Consider the following 17,963-nt stretch of genomic DNA (forward strand, 5'->3'; position numbering starts at 1 on the left):
TTATTGATGCCTGCCGAATCGTACAATGGGGTCAGGCTACGAATTCAAGGAGAATCATGCTCATTCTGATCGATCACGCCAATATTGACCTCATTCGTGAGACTCTCGATTACCTTCCCATCGACGGCGTGACTACGAACCCCACCATTCTGGCGAACGAGGGAGGCGACCCGCTGGAGGTTCTCCGTAAAATCCACTCGGTTTTGCCGGAAGGCTCGCAACTGCACGTGCAGGTCGTGTCCCATGATCGCGAATCCATGGTGGCCGAGGGGCGCGCGCTGCGTGCGGAGTTCGGCAAGCACCTGCATGTCAAGATTCCGGTCACCCATGAAGGCTTCGCCGCGATCAACATGCTGGCCTCGGAGGGTATCCCGGTCACGGCAACGGGCGTCCACTCCACCCTGCAGGGCTTCATGGCCGCTCAGGCCGGTGCGCGCTATGTTGCGCCGTATGTGAACAGGATGGATAACTTCGGTATCAACGGTGTGCGTGTAGCAACCGAAATTCATCAGATCCTGCGCACCCATCACCTGCATGCGGATGTGCTGGCCGCTTCCTTCAAGAACTCCGATCAGGTGCTGCGCCTGGTTGAGGCCGGTATCGGCGCGATCACTGCCGCTCCGTCCGTGCTGGCTGCGTTGGTGGCCAACCCGATCACGGATGTGGCGATCGCCGCTCAGGATGCTGATTTTGCCCGCCAGGTCGGCGGCGAGGAGACCTTCAGTGATCTGATTGCTCTGGCTCACCAGCGTGACCAGCAGTCGCTCAAGGTCGCGCAGCCTGAGCTGTAACCTTTTTCCTTCACGCGCGCCGTGACCGTCAGTGGTCGTGGCGCGCGTTTTACTATCGGCGCACCCCTTGACACTAATACCCCCTAGGGGTATTGTCGTGCTGGTAGACCTGAGAGGAGACCTCAATGCGCGGATACTCAGCATCAACCCAGCAGTACCTCACCCGGCTTCGCCGTATCGAAGGTCAGGTGCGCGGCGTCCAGCGCATGGTCGAGGAGCAGGACTACTGCATTGACGTACTCACGCAGATATCTGCCATTCAAAGCGCCCTTGATTCAGTCGCCCTCGGCCTCGTTCACGACCATCTGGGCCACTGTGTCCTCGACGCCGCCAAGCACTCTCACGAAGCTGGCGAAGAAAAAATCACCGAAGCGATCAACGCGATCGCACGGCTCGTCAAATCCTGAAAGGACTCATCATGGCACTCGATCGAACTGTTGAACTCTATGTCGACGGCATGACCTGTTCCCACTGCGTCGCATCCGTCACCGAAGAACTCAAAGAGGTCGAAGGCGTATCCAACGTGGAGGTCATTCTCAAGGCCAACAAGACCTCACTGGTCACCGTCCACACGCAGACCGGCGTAGATGACGACGCCCTCAAAGATGCCATCAGCGAGGCCGGATACACACTGACTGAAATCAAGCGAGACTTCTAAGGAGCTATATGCACAGCGCGCTGGATCGCGCACAAGACCTCAGGCGCCGCCTCATCGTCACCGCGCCGCCCACACTGGTCGTTGCCACCGTTTCGATGTTCCACAGCCTGCATTTTCCGGGCTGGCAATGGGTGGTGGCCATCCTGTCACTACCTGTCGTCACATGGGGCGCGTGGCCCTTCCACCGCTCAGCCATCCAGGGTCTACGCCACGGCACAACAACAATGGACACACTGGTGTCCCTGGGCGTGACCGCTTCAACTGCGTGGAGCCTGTGGGCACTGCTGTGGGGCGGCGAATCCGCGATGCTCTATTTCGAGGGCGCCTGCGTGATCGTCCTGTTCCTGCTGATCGGGCGCTATGCGGAGGCGCGCACCAAGCATCGGGCCGGCGACGCGCTGCGCTCACTGCTCTCAATGGGCACCACCACAGCGCACCGCATTCTGCCTGACGGGACGCGCGAGGACGTCGACAGCGCTGACCTGCAGGTCGGAGACATGTTCGAGGTTCGTCCCGGCGAATCCATCGCAACAGATGGGCGCATCATCTCAGGCGAATCCGCCATTGACACGTCGATGCTGACCGGCGAGTCCGTTCCACGCGATGTTGCTCCCGGTGACGATGTAGCAGGTGCCACGATCAACACGTGGGGCGCTCTGGAAGTGGAAGCCCGCCGAGTTGGATCCGACACCGCGTTGGCCAAGATCGGCCGCATGGTCAGCGAAGCTCAGGCCACGAAGGCACCGATCCAGCGCCTGGCCGACACGATCAGTTCGGTTTTCGTGCCGGTCGTGCTTGCGATTTCCGCGGCAACACTGATCGGCTGGCTCATCTTTTCTGGCGACGTTCAGGCCGCGGCCACCGCCGCCGTTGCCGTGCTCGTGGTGGCCTGCCCGTGTGCGCTGGGACTGGCCACACCCACCGCCCTGCTGGTCGGCTCAGGGCGCGCCTCCCAGCTGGGCATCGTGATCCGCTCAGCTGAAATCCTCGAAGAAACCCGCAAGATCGACACGATTGTGCTGGACAAGACCGGCACGGTCACAACCGGCAACCTGGCCGTCGAACACGTCGAGTCAAGCGATCCCGACGTCACGCTCGCCCTCGCAGCCGGTATCGAGGCACGCTCTGAACACCCGATGGCGCGCTCAATTGTGCGCGCCACACAGTCCCGCTCACTCACGCCCGTTGCGACTCGCCGCTTCGTCAACCATTCCGGCATGGGTGTCTCAGCTCTGATCGACGGCGGTTTGGCTCTGGTGGGCAGGCCCGAGTGGTTCACGGGGCTGGGTATCAGTATTCCCGAGGACATCGTGCGCACTGCCCGATCGCGTTGCGCAACGCCCATCGTGGTGGCCAGCGTTCCAGGGTGGGATGAGTCGCCCTCGACAATCCACGCCGACGAAAGCGACGCTGAGAGCCCGGTCCGTGTTGACATGGCGGTGGGCGGAATGACGTGCGCGTCGTGTGTGAATCGTGTGGAACGCAAGCTGGGCAAACTTGATGGAGTCGAGGCGCACGTCAACCTGGCGACCGAAAGCGCATCGATTCTGCTCACCCGCGACCACGGTGACGATGAGTTGGTGCACGTTGTGGAAGCTGCCGGGTACCAGGCGCGTGTGCGCTCGCGCACCAGTGAGACTGCCGAGCCGTCTGCACCAAGTATTGGCCGCCAGCTGGACGCACCACTGACCGGGGCGCAGGTGCATGGTGTGATCGTATTGCGCGACCAGGTGAAGGACTCGTCAGCTGAGGCAATCGGCCTGTTCCGCAACTTGGATATTGAGCCGATCCTGCTGACCGGCGACAATCAGGGTGCTGCTGACGTGGTAGCCGACCAGGTCGGCATTTCCCACGTGATCGCTGATGTGTTGCCGGATGACAAGCGCGATGTCGTGAAGCGCCTGCAGGATGAGGGACGCGTTGTGGCGATGGTGGGTGATGGCGTCAACGACGCTGCGGCGCTCGCTCAGGCGGGACATCGCGGGCTGGGTATGGCGATGGGATCCGGAACGGATGTGGCGATCCAGGTTGCTGACATCACGTTGGTGTCCTCGGATCTGCGCGCAGCCGCCACCGCAATCGACCTGTCACGGCGGACACTGCGCGTCATCCGGCAGAACCTGGTGTGGGCGTTCGGCTATAACGTGGCTGCCATTCCGCTGGCTGTCGCAGGACTGCTCAACCCGATGATCGCAGCCGGCGCGATGGCGTTGTCATCGGTGTGCGTGGTGACTAATTCTCTTCGTCTGCGTCGGATTCGCGCCCTGGGGTCTCGTCAGCCCGATGCGGATACGGGTCACCCAGCTTAAACGCGCGGCTCTCGGAGCGCCTCAAAGGCGAACGCGTCAGCACGCGTGGCCCGCGTTCGGTCAGCGCCACCAGCGTATCGATCAGCTGCTGTGGTTTGTTGAGTTCACCGAGGGTGCGATCTCCACCCAAGTGGACGAATGCGCACGGCAGCTCCACCATGGTGAACCCTTGCATCAGCAGGTCGATCGTCATCGCGGGTTCCAGCCCGTACCCGTTGGCGAAAGGCATGATGGCTGTCAGCGCTTCGCGCGTGATGCAGCGATTTTCGGACATGGGCGATTCAGGTGCCCACCCTGTTGCGCGCCGGATGGCTCGACGCGCTATCCGTGCGGCGGGCAGGCGGCGACTGGATTTCTCACTGGCGCAGGCACAGTCCGCCATCCCGGTCATCACTGCTTCGACCAGCACGGCGGCTTCGACGGCTGATTCGCCCAGGTCGGATGAGAGGAAGAGCAGGAGGCGTGGTGGCCAGTCGGCGCGGTCACGCATCGCTGCGACTTTCACGCCTGTCTCCATCGCGGATGCGCGTCCACGCGGCACTGAGTGTCGAACAACGACGGCACCTGCCATTCGCGCGTGCGCGCCTGTTTCGTCAGTGGAGCCGTCATCGACGACTATGAGCAAATCGACTGCGGGAATGGCGCGGCAGGATCGGACTGTGGAGGCAATGTCATGAGCATCGTCGTGCGCCCAGATGATCGCGGCAACGCGTTGGGGTCCCGAATCGTTCACGCCCACAACTTTACTCCGACTTTGCCTCTTCTTGTACCTCTACCGGATGGTGACTTGTCGAGAAACAAGCCCCTGTTTGGCTCGACGCTCGTCATGTGTCAGAGCTTCGGTCGCATTGAGCGCGTCCTCAAGCTTGCTGATGAAGTTCTGCGCAGGCTTGGACACGTCATCAGAGCTGACTCCTTCTGCCAGTTCGAACACGGGGATGGCCAGCCCGCAGGCGCGGAAGGCTCCGACAAAGCGGGAACCCTCCCCCACGTGGGCATCTCCGGCCACCTGCATACGTGCCAGCGCGGTAAAGAGCTTGTTTTCGTCCTCATCGGTCACGTAGCGCACGAAGTTGCGGTTCATTTCGCACCAATACATGCCGGGCGCTCCCGGGACTTCCTGCGTGGGGATCAGTTCGTTGCGTGTCTGCTCCATCGTGGAGCGGATGTCCTCGGACATTTCTTCGGTCGGGTCGAACCAGAATGAGAAATCGTCGCACAGTTCCATCGGTTCGGCGCTTTCCAGCAGTTCCTGCAACCTGGGTGCGGGGTCACGCACGTCAAAGGCAACGATACCTTCGTCTTTCGCGTCGAGGGCGGCTTGCAACGCGCCACCCACATCGTGAGACAGGTCGCCGGAATGGAATCGCGTTTGCATGCCCACCATGATTCGGCCGTCACCGCGCACCATGGCACCCTGCCCGTCTGGCAGCAGTGAGACTATGTCGAATTCGACGCCGTCCGTCGTGCGGGCACTCATGCGCGCACACGGAATGATTTCCCTCATGGCGACCAGGTCGCTTTCGCATGGAAGCCCGTCAAAGGGTCGTTCCACGAAGCGGATCGGCGGACGGTACGTGCTGCGTCCGGGTTGTACTTTTTTACGACGGCTTGCTTTACCCATACGCACAACAATACTGGCTAACAGTGTGCGAGCGCATGTGCCATTGCATCGTGTTCCGCTCTGGTCACCGTGAGTTTCCACTTGGCTTTCACCGCGATCTGCCGCGTCACGTATTCGCAGCGGAAACTGCGGTCAGGTGGCAGCCACTGATCAGCTGAAGCAGCCATCTTGTCCTGGTTGGCCTGTCCGTCAACTGCCAGGAGATTGTCCGGGTCGTTGGCGAAGGCCTGCCTGCGGGCTGTGTCCCATTGCCAGGCTCCCGATCTCCATGCGTCGGCAAGCGCCACGACGTGATCGATCTGCACCAGTGTCGACGTGTCCTGACCTCGCTGAAATTCGATGACCTTGCCCGTGTAGGGTTCTGCCAGTGTTCCGCTGAGCACCACACAGTCGCGAGTATTCGGCTTGAACGTTGGCCGCGCGAGGTCACGGGCCAGAATGTCGTTACGAGTGTCGCACCCGTTATGGTCCTCATCGGCCCACTTCTGACCAAACTGGTCCCGGTTGTAGTCAGGGGCGCCCTCGTCACTGCGTACGATCAGTGTGCGAAGCTGGTCACCGGCGGGACCGGCGGGAGCTTCGACTCGTGGGGCGGGTATGAACAGCCACAACACCCACGCCAGCAGCACAATGACTGCCAGCGCGATGATGAAATCGCCGATGCTGAATCGCCCACGCACCTACTCATTATGAGCATCACGTCGGCACCTGCCCGACTTATCCACAGGGCTAGCGCCGCGCCAGTTTTTCGCGGATCCAGTAGATCCCCATGATGATCAGCATCAAGCCGAGCATCGAGATCAGCTGCGGGCGCGCAGAGGGGCTCAGAGCCATGAGCACACCCATCACGGCCAGGCCAGCCAGAGCCAGATACCCCGTCCACGGCCAGCCGGGCATGCGGATCGGCAGGTCATGATTTTCACGCAGGATTGGGCGCAGACGAATCTGCGAAATGATGATGAAGACCCACGCAATGAGCAGCACCATGCCGATCGCGTTGATCAGGATCCCCAGAATCGCCTCCGGCAGCCACCAGTTCAGACCGACCGACACCAGGGCGAGGATGACTGACAGGCTGACGGCTCGGCGCGGGGTTCGCCCTCGTGCAATATCACCGACTGCAGTCTCTTCCGCCATGACGGCCTCAAGATCACGCTTTGAATCGCCGGTGACCACATGGGCGAGTGCGTCCGGCGAATCCGATGCAGTTGCCGACCCGCCCAGCAGCCACGGTGAGCCCATGCCGCGAGCGCACAGCGAGTAGGCCATACGCGACGACGAGTAGACGTTGGCTGAAAAAGCGCTGACGAGGGCCACGAACACGATGATTTCCATGATGCGGCCGACAGCTGGGATACCCGCCATGTTCAGCACCGTTGCGAACGGGTTGAGCACCATGTCAGGCGAGTTCCACGGCAGCAGGCAGATCAGCAGTATCACCGAGCCGACGTAGAACACCAGGATGCGCCACAGTACTGAGCGAATCGCCTTGCTCATGGCGCGCTGCGGGTCTTCCGCTTCGGCGGCCGCAATCGTCACAATCTCAATGCCGCCGAACGATGTGATGATGGCGAGCAGGCCGGTTGCGATGCCCGCCATGCCCAACGGTGCGAACCCACCGTTGCCAAGGACGGTTTCCATCACCGGGGCGGTCTTGCCGGGAATGAAGCCGATCAGCAAACCGACGCCGATCAGCAGGAACATAATGATGGCTGCGACTTTGATTCCGGCCAGCCACGCTTCGACCTCACCGAAGTCACCGGCTGCCATCAGGTTGACTCCGCCGAGCACCACCACAATGACGAGGGCGACGATCCACTGCGGGACCGCAGGGAACCACTGCACGAAGATCTGTGCGGCACCTGTGATTTCCATGCCGAGCACCATGATCAGCATGAACCAGTACATCCATCCGACCGTGAACCCGGCCCACCGTCCGATGCCGGCTTCGGCATATGTGGAGAACGATCCGGTCGACGGCAGCGCGGCTGACAGTTCCGCCAGCGAGTACATCACAGTGATCGCGATGAGCGCTGCAATCAGGTACGACACAAGAACGGCCGGTCCGGCCGATGCAATGGCCTGCCCGGTCCCCAGAAAGAACCCAGCACCGATCGCTGAGCCAAGAGCAATCATTGACAGGTGGCGCGTTTTGAACCGGCGCGGTTTTCTGGTTTCAGTCATAGTCATGATTCTCACACTTTCCGTTCGTGCGCTGTCATGCGCGCTCAAGTGGTGAGATCAGCGACGGGTCGTTATTCTTCACCGACCCGACTTCCCGGCCCACGCGGCGCGGCAACAGGTGTGGCTCGGGAACAGCGTCAATCAGTGAGCGCACCTCATCCGGACGGTCCAGGTGCGGGTCGAGCCATGCTCCCCACAATTCCCTGGGCACGATCAGCGGCGTGCGGTCATGAATAGTGCCGAGGGCGTCCGGCGCGCTGCGTGTCAGGATCGCACATGTCCAGCTGTCGCAGATGCCTGCAAAGGCCATGAGGGGGTCGCCCTCGTCGGCGGACAAAAACCAGGGCTGCTTGCCTTGCCACTCGTAGTATCCGTTCGCGGGAACGAGGCAGCGGTGGTGCCGGACGGGGCCGCGGAAGGACGGCTTTTCCGTGACTGTTTCGGCGCGCGCGTTGATCATGGGGCGAAAACCGGGTTTGGCCCAACTTGGCACAAGCCCCCATGTCGCATCGGTCATCACGCGGACAAGGCGGTCGGCGTAGTGTTCCATGATGACGCGGATTGGCTGAGTGGGCGCAATGTTGTAGGACGGAACGGTAAGCCCCAGCAGCTGGTCGAGTTCGAAGAGGTCCTGCATGTCGTCGTCGTTACCGAACAGGACGAACCGTCCGCACATTATTGCTCCTTATCGAGTTCTTCACGGATCTGGTTGAGCGCGTCGGTCGCTGCCTGAGCTGCAGCTTCAGCGGTCACAGCGGCGGTTTCCACGCGGTTACGGCCCCACAGGTGTGCAAGTGACCATTCCGAGTTGCGCGGCAGCTGCCAGGAGCGCTGGAAAGCAAGGAATGTGAATGCTGACCCGACTATGATTGCGGTCGCCATTCCGATGGTGTCGAGGTGCCAGTTCCAGAAGGCCACCATGATCGCGGAGGACACCAGTGCAGGCGTGGCGTACAGGTTGTTTCCTCCGAACACCATCGGCGTGTTTCCCGCTGCGATGTCCCGGATCATGCCGCCGCCGATTGCGGTGGTCATCCCGAGGATCAGTGCCGGCATGATGCCGAACCCTGCTTCGAGTGTTTTCGCGGCTCCGGTTGCTGCCCAGCAGCCCAGTACCGTCCCGTCAGCAAAGGCGAGGGCGATCTGCCAGCGCCGTGAATCAAACGTGAACATGTAGGCGATGATGGCTCCGACCAGCGCCGCTGCCAGGTAGAACGGATCGGTGAGTGCTGCCGGCGGGCCAACCTGCAGCATGACGTCACGCAGAATACCGCCGGCCAGCGCAGACATCACGGCGAGGACGCCGAATCCGACGATGTCGAACCTTTTCATGCGTGCCAGGCGGCCACCCAGAACGCCGTTGAGCACCACGCCGATCAGGTCGATGGCGCGAAAAATGTCGGGAAGCGCATCGTTGAGCGAATGGAGCACAGAAGTCACATCGTCGATTTTAAAGTGCTGTTGTACCGAACAACCAGCCCAGAGCGTATGTCACGGCGGCTGCTCCAAATCCGATTGCCAACTGTCTGAATGCGCGAGGCATGGGGTCCTGACCAGAAAGCACACCCACCATTCCGCCGGTCAGCAGCAGCGAAATTCCCACCAGCACGGCGGCAATAACGACGGCGAGCAGGCCATCGGCCGCGAAAATATACGGAATCAGCGGGATGAACGCGCCAGCGGCAAAGAAGATGAAAGAGCTGATTGCCGCGCGCCACGGGGTCCCCACTTCTTCACCGGCACCGCCAGAGTCGTTGCCACTGAGCGCTGTGCGCACGGCGATCGGTCCGGATTGGCCTGATGGATGGGCGGCGACTTGCTGGAAGACGCGGTGCGCGTGTTCGGCTGCATCTTCAGGCGTTTCGCCGCGAGCGCGGAACACCAGCGCCAGTTCGTTCGCATCCACGTCGAGGGCGGGCACTGACTGGTGGGCCTGTGAGTCGGGCCGGGATGCGTCGAGCAGTTCACGCTGACTGGACACGCTGACCCATTCCCCTGCTGCCATTGAGAGGGCGCCGGCGAGCAGGCCGGAGATGCCGGTGACGAGGACAATCCTGGAGCTCACGCCGGTTGCCGCAATGCCCAGGATCAACGCCAGATTGGACACGAGGCCGTCGTTGGCACCGAACACTGCCGCGCGGAACGTGCCGGCCAGAGACTGGCGCGATCGTGCGGTCAGGCCTCGGATCACTTCGCCATGTATGTGTTCGTCGGCTGCCATCTGCGCGGTCGCGTCGTCGTCCTGGTCGTACGCCGTGCGTTGTTCGGATCGTTGAGCCATCGCGAGAACGAAGATTGTTCCGAACATGCGTGCGAGAAATGCGCGTGCCCGGGCGCGAAACGAAGGCCTGGGTTCAGGGTAGGCATGAGGGCCAAGCAGGTCGAGCCAGTGTTTTTCGTGACGTTCTTCCGCGTCTGCCAGTGCGTTCAGCACCTGGCTGTCGCCGTCTTTTCGGCGAGCGGCGAGATGGCGGTAGGTCGCCTGTTCCATGCGTTCTTCAGCCAGGTACCTGCGCCACCGGCGTATCTGTTCGCGGGTCGGAGTGTGTTCAGACGTCACGGTGACTACAGTGGCACTCCCACCGCCGCGTTGTCCACGAGCGTCGTCGAAAGAGGACGTTCGGGCGTCCGGAATTATTCTTCTTCCACCTCGACGTCGACATATTCGTAGGTGCTGGTCGGTGTGCCGAAAAGGCGTTCCTTCACAGCATCGGCAACTTTGTCGGTTACACGTTCGCCGCCGGTGCGCACCGCTTCGGATACCCGCTGGCCGGCATTGTCGAGGGGACGCGACACGAAGGGCTGTTCACGAAGCTTGTGCGCTGCGGCTTTGATCTTCTCGTAGCGTTCACGTCCGGCTCGTGTTCCGAGGACGTACCCCACTCCCAGTCCGAGGGCGAGTCCAATTTTCATTCCCATTGACGATCTCCTCTCGCGTCGACACCCAGTGTATTTTCCTTAGGGCGAATTGTCTCACGCTTTTGCCACAGAACTGACAAAAATAGCTAGGTTGGAAGGTATGAGTGAGGTCTTGATTGAAACACCCCGCGGGCTCAGCCTGTCGGGTTCGTTCGTCAACCCTGTGGACAGCACTGACTGTGCCGTGCTGTTTTCTCACTCGTTCCTGTCCGATCGTCACTCCGGCGGGCACTTCGATCGCCTCGCCGGGCACTACCGCACGGCGGGGTATGCGACGCTGGCATTTGACTATTCGGGACATGGGCTGTCTGACGATGACATCATCACTCTTGACTCTCACGCGGAGGATCTGCGTGCCGCATCAGGCTGGCTGGCTGACCAGGGTTTCCATCGCCAGCTGATCCACGCGCACTCCTACGGCGCCACCGTCGCCATGAACGCTGCTCCACCTGCAGCGACAACTATGGTGCTGTCCGGGGCGGTACTGGGTCCCGTGTCGTATGACTGGCAGGCTATTTTTTCTTCCGAGCAGCTTGATGAACTGGAGCGTCACGGCGTCACAACCATCCCTGACGATTCACCCGGCCCTCGCCAGAACTTCACGATTTCCAGGCAGACTCTGGTGGATCTGTCGCTGGTCGACACGAAAGCGACAGTGGATCACCTGACCATGCCGGTTCTGATCATTCACGATGCCGACGATGAGGAGATCGGCCTGGTGGAAATGACTGAGGAAGTCATGCCGGAGCTGCCGCTGGGAAGTTCCGTCCAGGTCATTCACGGCTCGCATTTCGGCGCAGGTGAAGACGCTCAAACGCTTATGGATCTGTCGCTTGAGTGGTCACGCACGCACGTTCCGATTCGTCGATAGTCGGCAGGCCTATTCGCGCTGAGGTCGGCGGTGTCCGCGGTATCGAGTCTTGCCGTGGGTGACGCTGTAGCGGTACCCCAGTGGAGATGTCCACTCGTATATTCCCGGTCGGTGCTGAGTCAGGTGCCAGCGTGAATGCGTCTTGGCGCGGTGCACGGTACGTGAGAGCGGACCGAGATTGCCCAGGCAGGTCTGCCCCTTTGGCCCGTGCGGGTCATACGGAACGGTATGGTCAAGGTCGCATGCCGAGGAGCGCATCGTGGAGTACGGGAAGACTTCGACGGGCTCGCGAATATGCATCGCATGGCGCATCAATGGCGGTGGGTCATGTCGGTCGACCGCACGGTTGCTGTTGAGGTCAAGGACGGGACGCACTGTGACGTGGCAGTGAGCCAGCAGGTCGGAAAGAGCCTGCGCCGGGATCGTGCCGCACCTGTCACCGTGTACCAGTCGCGGCGACGCAGCGTTGATATGCAGGTGAAGCGTGGCAGGCGGGCGGGTGCGATCAAGCGCCTTACCAGTGGCGCCTTCCAGGCGCGCAAGCGCATAGGCGGGCGTCGCCAGAATTCCCAGGGCGCGGGACTTGCGCTCGTCCAGAGATTCGTCGGGGTGTTCGCTCACGAGCGTGCGCGCCAAAGCGTTGACCGTTCCTTCCAGAAGCTGCGCGTCGGTCACGCTCAAGGTGGCATCGAGATACACCAGATCCGTCGAGCTCTCACGGTCGAAGGCGACTCGGCGGTGCGACTTCTTCAAGTCGAAGCATCGTTCGATGCGTTCGGTGTCAACCTCGGCAATCAGCTCGTTGATGTGCTCAATGGTGCGCTCTTTGCTCCACGTGCCGATGTCGCCGATTCGGCGATCAACTTCCCTGCACACGTCCAGCGACAAACTGGTGGTGCGCATCGTGATAGCGCGCGCCTTCCACACGGGCACGTCCAGATCCAGTATGCGCTGCCACAGGCGCGGCATGCGGAAACGCAGGTCAAGCAGGTCTGAAATAAGGTTCAGCGTCACGTGCGGGGAGCATCCCAGAGCAGCTGCCACCTCCAGGTGAGCGAACTCGGCAATCAGGGGTGTACCCGCGCCACTGCGAATGACACGCTCTTCATCTGCAGGAGCTGCGCGGCTGACAGCCAGGACAGAGTCGACGACAAGACGGGCACGATCAGCTTCGGCCTGTTTCCAGCGCGTGTCCGCCTCACGCAGGGCATCGATGCGAGCTATGGCATCGTCCTGCGCGAGCTGCGGAACACGTGTTTTGTCGAACATGTGTTCTATTGTGGCAGCACCCACTGGCATCTGCGTTCCACACACAGCCAACAACCATCCTGATTTAAGTGATGTGTGTCACACTATCGACCGGCGTCACGATCGCCACCACTACCAGTTACCAGCTACCAGCGATCGACCACGCGAATATCGCGCTCCTCCAGTGCTTCCAGCCATTGTGAGTCAACGACGAGCCGCGCCTCCCACTGCCGCTTTTGATCATCGACACCGGGATGCACAAACACTTCACTGACCCCGACAGGCACAGCATCCAGCATTGCAATATAACTGTCCCGTAGCTGCTCGTAGCTGGCGACGTCTTGATACGGCGTCGTATTGGTGAGCATCACGTCCGGCAGAGCCACCCCCATCGCATCAGCCGCCTCAACGGCTTGAGCATGCAGAGAACGCATCGACGAGTCGCCCTCGGCAAAAAACTGTGTGGGGAAGGTGCGCGGCATGCGAAGAGCCAACGAAAAGTGGGTGCAGAATTCGAGTGCGGCGGGGAGCGCCTCGGGCGTATACAACGCGCCGCAATGCGAATCAAGCCGTATGACGTCCATCCCGCAGTCAGTCAAGCGCGAATGCTGTTCGCGCAGCTCATCGGCGATCTCACCTCCGGTTGCTTCGTGATGCAGGCCGACGCTGCTCAGTCCGGCGTCTCGCAGCATGTTCAGCTGCGCGGGCAGGTCGTCAGAATTGGCGAGGGCGGTCACGGCACTGACACGGCCGCTGGCGACAAGGTCGCACACGATGCGCGAGGACGCGGGGTTCATGCCAAAGTCATCAGCGGTAATGACGATGCGACGCTCGGCACTCATGCTTCGTCGGCTTCCGGAAGGCGAATGAAGCGCGAGATCAGCGTGCCGATCAGCATGAATACCAGCGGATAGATGGCCATGTAGACGCGCCACGCCATCGCCGGGTCAGGGCCGGGCACCTCCCCGGAACGATATCCGAAGAACCAGCCCAGCGACAGCAACGCAATGGAGGTCGGGATCGCATTGAGACGGCCGAGCACGCCGAATGCCGACAGGAAGATCCCTTCGCGATGGATGCCAGTCTTGCGGGCATCCTCGTCAAGAACGCGGGCGAAGATCAGGTCGTTGGTGGCGAGCATACCGGACCAGCCGAACGCCACGCAGATTCCGCACAGGATGCCGGTGATGAGGTTGTGGGCAAAGAACAGTGGCACAAAGGTCAGTGCGCATACCGGCAGGGCCAGGCGCCATGTCCACGCCGCGCCGCGTCTGCGCACGATCGAGGTCCAGATGGCGAGTGATCCCAGTGACGTGAAGATGACGACACCTTGCATGATGGTGGCTTCCAGCGCGCCGCCACCCAGCGCGTAGTCCACGTAAAACTGCAGACCACCCATGAGCATCGCCATCGACGCGCCATACAGTGCTGAGACCACGCCGATCGTCCAGAAGTAGCGGTTGGTGACGATGTCGCGGATGGATCGCAGGAACGTCGGGCGTTTTTCTTCGACGTCGCCGTGGCGTTCGTGGATCCCCAGCGCCATGAAGATGATGACTGCAGCGGCGATAACACCGTAGATGACGGCGAGGCGCTCGTATCCCACGGTCGGATCAGCACACGCTGCATCCCTGACGTCACATCCCAGGATGTTGCGGGCCAGCAGTGGGGTAAGGCCGAGGGAGAAGATCATGGCGACCAACTGGAATCCCTGTCGCAGCGAATTGGCGAGGGCGCGTCGCTTTTCCTGCGGGAACAGTTCCGGCAGCAGCGACCCGTAGGCCGCGTTGATCATGGAATCGGCCGCTTCGGACAAGATGGCGAACGTGGCGAACCAGGCGACCAGCGATGTTGTCTTCGCCGCGACGACGGCGTCAGGCACCCAGAACAGTGCGATCATGCCGATCAGCAGCACCAGTGCACCGACGATGAGGTAAGGACGGCGCCTGCCCCAACGGGAGCGCGTGCGGTCCGAGAAGTACCCGAAGATCGGGTTGTCGATGGCGTCAATAATCCCGTAGACCGTGTAGACGGCGGCGTAGATGGCAGCATCCATACCGAGGACCGACACGTAGAAATACAGCATCGACCCTTTGATGACATTGATGGGAATCGATGTGCCAAACATGCCGATGGCGAAACGCCACGGCGGCGTCTGTCGACGCTCAGGTGAGATGGCGGTCACAGCAGCATCGTAGCACGCCTCATTATGCATACATTTTACGTTTGAGGATGATTCATGATCCATCCCCTCTTCAAATACATCAATAATGATGGATAATAGAGAGGAACACATCACAATTCGAGCCAAAGGAGCCTCATGTTCGATGAAAGTTCACGCACCCGCCGCCAGGTGTCACGCGTACTGCGCGACTGGCTCACCCCGGGTGTCACGATCGAACGAGCAGATCTGACCCTTACCGCATGGGAAGTGCCCGACGAACCCGTCCCCTTCGACGAGGCAGTCACACAGGAATACTCCGACATCAGCCTGCCCTACGCATGGTCGCACCCCTGGGGCACGACATGGTTCCACGTCAGCGGACGCGTACCACAGGAATGGAACCAGGCCTCCGATCAGCGCCGCCACGAAATCATCGTTGACCTGGGATTTTCCGACGCCGGCCCCGGTTTCCAGGCAGAAGGCGCAGCATATCGGCCAGACGGCACGATGATTAAGGCGCTCGAACCACTCAACCGTTACATTCCGATCGAGGCAGCGCCCGGTGAAGAATTCGAGCTCTTCATCGAAGCGGCCGCCAACCCGAATGTCATCGAAGGTGACTGGGTGACACCACCGACGATGGGCTCGAAAGAAACAGCCGGCACAGAGTCGATCTACACAATGACTACGTGCGAACTGCGCGCCATCGACACCACGGTTGAAGCACTCCAGGCTGACCTGACCGTGCTGAATGACCTCGTGACCGTCGTCGACTCACCCAGGCGCGAACAGATCATCCGCGGACTTGACCGCGCGTTGGACGCCCTCGACTATGACGATCTTTCGGGCAGCGCACACGAGGCGAGGCAGATGCTCAGCGATGTTTTGAGCGCTCCGGCCTCCGCGTCAGCGACCACCGCATACGCGATCGGACATGCGCATATCGATTCGGCGTGGCTGTGGCCGCTGCGAGAGACGCGACGCAAAGTGGCGCGCACGTGGTCGAATGTCCTGCACCTGATGGACGTCGACCCCGACGTCATGTTCGCCGCCTCCTCAGCCCAGCAGTATCAGTGGCTGCGTGACGAGCACCCTGACGTGTTCGCGCGCCTGCGTCAGCGCGTTGCCGAAGGCAGGTGGGTAGTCGTCGGAGGCCAGTGGATCGAATCCGACCCGTACATGATCGGCGGGGAGGCAATGGTTCGACAGTTCCTGGAAGGCCAGCGATTCTTCCAGCGCGAATTCGGCGTCATGCCCGAACACGTGTGGCTGCCGGACTCCTTCGGATACTCGGCAGCACTGCCGACCATCGCACGGCACATGGGTATGAAATGGATGCTCACGCAGAAGCTGTCGTGGAATGAGACGAACACGTTCCCGCATCACACCCTGTGGTGGGAAGGAATCGACGGGTCGCGTATCTTCACGCACTTTCCACCCGTTGACACCTACAACTCCACGCTCAGCCCGACCGAACTGCATCACGCTGAAAGCACATTCCGCGACAACGGCGGAGCATCCAAGACGCTGGTGCCGTTCGGCTACGGTGACGGCGGCGGCGGCCCGACCAGGGAAATGCTGGCCAACGCGCACAGGCAAAAAGACCTGGAAGGCTCCCCGCGCGTGCGCATCGCCTCACCGACCGACTTTTTTGTCGACGCGCAGGCCGAATATCCCGATGCGCCGACGTGGGTGGGCGAACTGTACCTGGAGAACCATCGCGGCGTGCTCACCTCGCAGGCGCGCACCAAGCGTGGGAACCGACGCTGCGAGCATCTGCTGCGCGAGGCCGAATACTGGTGGACGCAGGCAGCGGTGCGCACCGGTGCCGACTACCCCTACGATGAGCTGCACGAGATCTGGCAGGAAGTCCTCCTGCTGCAATTCCATGACATCCTGCCCGGATCCTCAATCGCGTGGGTCCACCGCGAAGCTGAAGAAACCTTCGAGCGCCTCATGGAGCGCCTGAACACCCTGATCAATGACGCGCTCAGCATTGTTGCCGGCAACGGTGAGACCCCGCTCACCGCGAACGCCTCGTCCGCCGAGCAGCGTGGCGTGAGTGCTGGAGTGATCGGACGCGTCAGCGCGCAGGCTCCCTCGTCCATCACCGTTGACGAGGGCGACGACGGCTGGCAGATCTCGAACGGCGTGCTGAACGTACATGTCACGCGGGACGGTTTGATTGACTCGTTGGTGGATGCGCGCCGTAATCGTGAGGTTGTGCCGGCAGGACAGGTGCTCGGCAGACTCAACGCGTACCGCGACATTCCGGTGGACTGGGATGCGTGGAATATCGACGGTGATTACCGTCGCCACCCGAACCCGATTGACTCGGTGGACGCTCTGGATGTGCGTGAAGAAGACGGTGCTGCCGTCGTGACGTGTGAGCGGTCCTGGGGCACGTCGACGTTCGTTCAGACGATGCGCATCGCGCCCGATTCTGCGACGGTTGATTTCACGACTGAAGTCGAGTGGCATGAGCGCCGACGGATGCTCAAACTGGAGTTGCCGGTGGACGTGCTGACCACAACCGCCCAATCCGAAATTCAGTGCGGACATATCACGCGCCCCATTCACGAGAACACGTCGTGGGAGCACGCGCGCTTTGAAACTGTGGGACTGCGGTGGGTGCGCGTGGCAGAAGATGACTTCGGCGTGGCCGTGGCCAACGACCGCACCTATGGGCACTCGTTCGTACGCATGCGCAGTGACGAGGGCAGGCCGTTCGTACAGATCGGTGAGTCACTGCTGCGCGCGCCGATGGCTCCGGATCCGGATGCCGATCAGGGCCACCACGTCCTGCGCACCTCCCTGACCGTCGGAGCTGAGATTGACGATGCGATCGCGCAAGGACAGCGCATGAACCTGCCGGTGCGCGAAGTGCGAGGCGACCATGACGTGCCGGCACTGGTGACACTGGACAGCGGGCATGCCCTGATTGAGGCAGTCAAGCTGGCTGATGACGAATCCGGTGACGTGATCGTGCGCTTCCATGAAACAAGAGGCGGGCGCACCACGGCGCGATTCAGTGTCGATATTCCCGACCTGGCGTCGATTGGCCTGGTGGATGGACTGGAGCGCGAGTGCGAGGACGAGGCTGACCTTCGCGCCGATGAAAGCGGCTTCGACGTTGATCTCAAGCCATTCGAACTGGTGACAGTTCGTATGCATCGCAACTAACTAGGAGTAGAA

The 17,963-nt window shown here is 61.4% G+C and carries 17 protein-coding genes; 6 read left to right on the forward strand and 11 right to left on the reverse strand.

All coding sequences use genetic code 11. The annotated features are described in order from the left end of the window. Window positions 1-56: 56 nt before the first annotated feature. The 4 genes from BLT69_RS09825 (at window position 57) to BLT69_RS09840 (ending at window position 3,758) form a co-directional block, all read left to right on the forward strand. Window positions 57-791, forward strand: coding sequence for a transaldolase family protein (locus tag BLT69_RS09825; protein ID WP_058237499.1), 735 nt, complete (start codon window positions 57-59; stop codon window positions 789-791). A gap of 125 nt (window positions 792-916) precedes the next feature. After that, a complete protein-coding gene (locus tag BLT69_RS09830; protein WP_058237500.1) occupies window positions 917-1,198 on the forward strand; it encodes a metal-sensitive transcriptional regulator in 282 nt (93 codons plus the stop codon). 11 nt (window positions 1,199-1,209) lie between these two features. Beyond that, window positions 1,210-1,449 carry a heavy-metal-associated domain-containing protein gene (locus tag BLT69_RS09835; RefSeq protein ID WP_058237501.1) on the forward strand — a complete coding sequence of 80 codons (240 nt, stop codon included), beginning with the start codon at window positions 1,210-1,212 and terminating at the stop codon, window positions 1,447-1,449. Window positions 1,450-1,457: 8 nt separating this feature from the next. After that, the gene (locus BLT69_RS09840) at window positions 1,458-3,758 is read left to right on the forward strand and encodes a heavy metal translocating P-type ATPase (RefSeq protein WP_092648934.1); all 2,301 of its coding nucleotides are present in this window, start codon (window positions 1,458-1,460) and stop codon (window positions 3,756-3,758) included. Here BLT69_RS09840 and BLT69_RS09845 read toward each other — a convergent pair. From BLT69_RS09845 to BLT69_RS09880, 8 genes are all read right to left on the reverse strand, one after another. Beyond that, window positions 3,682-4,491 (reverse strand): glycosyltransferase family 2 protein, encoded by an 810-nt coding sequence (locus BLT69_RS09845; protein WP_257525587.1) that lies wholly within the window; start codon window positions 4,489-4,491, stop codon window positions 3,682-3,684. The two genes, BLT69_RS09840 and BLT69_RS09845, sit on opposite strands and share 77 nt — an antisense overlap. 39 nt (window positions 4,492-4,530) lie before the next feature. Next, window positions 4,531-5,382, reverse strand: a complete 852-nt coding sequence (locus BLT69_RS09850; RefSeq protein ID WP_058237504.1) for a DUF5926 family protein — start codon at window positions 5,380-5,382, stop codon at window positions 4,531-4,533. 17 nt (window positions 5,383-5,399) lie between these two features. Next, entirely contained in the window at window positions 5,400-6,062 is a 663-nt protein-coding gene (locus BLT69_RS09855; RefSeq protein WP_058237505.1) for an HNH endonuclease family protein, read from the reverse strand. A 49-nt stretch (window positions 6,063-6,111) separates the two neighbouring features. After that, complete coding sequence (locus BLT69_RS09860; protein ID WP_257525588.1) at window positions 6,112-7,566, reverse strand: amino acid permease; 1,455 nt, start codon at window positions 7,564-7,566, stop codon at window positions 6,112-6,114. Window positions 7,567-7,600: 34 nt separating this feature from the next. Beyond that, complete coding sequence (locus BLT69_RS09865; protein WP_092648935.1) at window positions 7,601-8,242, reverse strand: SOS response-associated peptidase; 642 nt, start codon at window positions 8,240-8,242, stop codon at window positions 7,601-7,603. After that, window positions 8,242-8,997, reverse strand: a complete 756-nt coding sequence (locus tag BLT69_RS09870; protein ID WP_070725480.1) for a trimeric intracellular cation channel family protein — start codon at window positions 8,995-8,997, stop codon at window positions 8,242-8,244. Before BLT69_RS09870 ends, BLT69_RS09865 begins: the two co-directional genes overlap by 1 nt. A gap of 19 nt (window positions 8,998-9,016) precedes the next feature. After that, window positions 9,017-10,057 carry a VIT1/CCC1 transporter family protein gene (locus tag BLT69_RS09875; protein WP_092649157.1) on the reverse strand — a complete coding sequence of 347 codons (1,041 nt, stop codon included), beginning with the start codon at window positions 10,055-10,057 and terminating at the stop codon, window positions 9,017-9,019. A 143-nt stretch (window positions 10,058-10,200) separates the two neighbouring features. Beyond that, window positions 10,201-10,485 carry a YtxH domain-containing protein gene (locus BLT69_RS09880; protein ID WP_058237509.1) on the reverse strand — a complete coding sequence of 95 codons (285 nt, stop codon included), beginning with the start codon at window positions 10,483-10,485 and terminating at the stop codon, window positions 10,201-10,203. Window positions 10,486-10,585: 100 nt separating this feature from the next. Here BLT69_RS09880 and BLT69_RS09885 point away from each other — a divergent pair, with 100 nt between their 5' ends. After that, complete coding sequence (locus BLT69_RS09885; protein WP_092648936.1) at window positions 10,586-11,356, forward strand: alpha/beta hydrolase; 771 nt, start codon at window positions 10,586-10,588, stop codon at window positions 11,354-11,356. Between the two features lie 9 nt (window positions 11,357-11,365). Here BLT69_RS09885 and BLT69_RS09890 read toward each other — a convergent pair whose 3' ends face one another. The 3 genes from BLT69_RS09890 to BLT69_RS09900 form a co-directional block, all read right to left on the reverse strand. Beyond that, window positions 11,366-12,625, reverse strand: a complete 1,260-nt coding sequence (locus BLT69_RS09890) for a hypothetical protein (protein ID WP_157886405.1) — start codon at window positions 12,623-12,625, stop codon at window positions 11,366-11,368. Between the two features lie 125 nt (window positions 12,626-12,750). Then, window positions 12,751-13,446 carry a ChbG/HpnK family deacetylase gene (locus BLT69_RS09895; protein ID WP_092648938.1) on the reverse strand — a complete coding sequence of 232 codons (696 nt, stop codon included), beginning with the start codon at window positions 13,444-13,446 and terminating at the stop codon, window positions 12,751-12,753. After that, a complete protein-coding gene (locus tag BLT69_RS09900) occupies window positions 13,443-14,789 on the reverse strand; it encodes an MFS transporter (protein WP_257590323.1) in 1,347 nt (448 codons plus the stop codon). The genes BLT69_RS09895 and BLT69_RS09900 overlap by 4 nt, the downstream gene beginning before the upstream one ends. A 135-nt stretch (window positions 14,790-14,924) precedes the next feature. Between BLT69_RS09900 and BLT69_RS09905 the strand changes: the two genes are divergently transcribed. Continuing rightward, the gene (locus BLT69_RS09905) at window positions 14,925-17,951 is read left to right on the forward strand and encodes an alpha-mannosidase (RefSeq protein ID WP_092648940.1); all 3,027 of its coding nucleotides are present in this window, start codon (window positions 14,925-14,927) and stop codon (window positions 17,949-17,951) included. Window positions 17,952-17,963: the final 12 nt, after the last annotated feature.

Origin of the sequence: Schaalia radingae (genome assembly GCF_900106055.1) — a bacterium.
GTDB classification, from domain to species: Bacteria; Actinomycetota; Actinomycetes; order Actinomycetales; family Actinomycetaceae; genus Pauljensenia; species Pauljensenia radingae_A.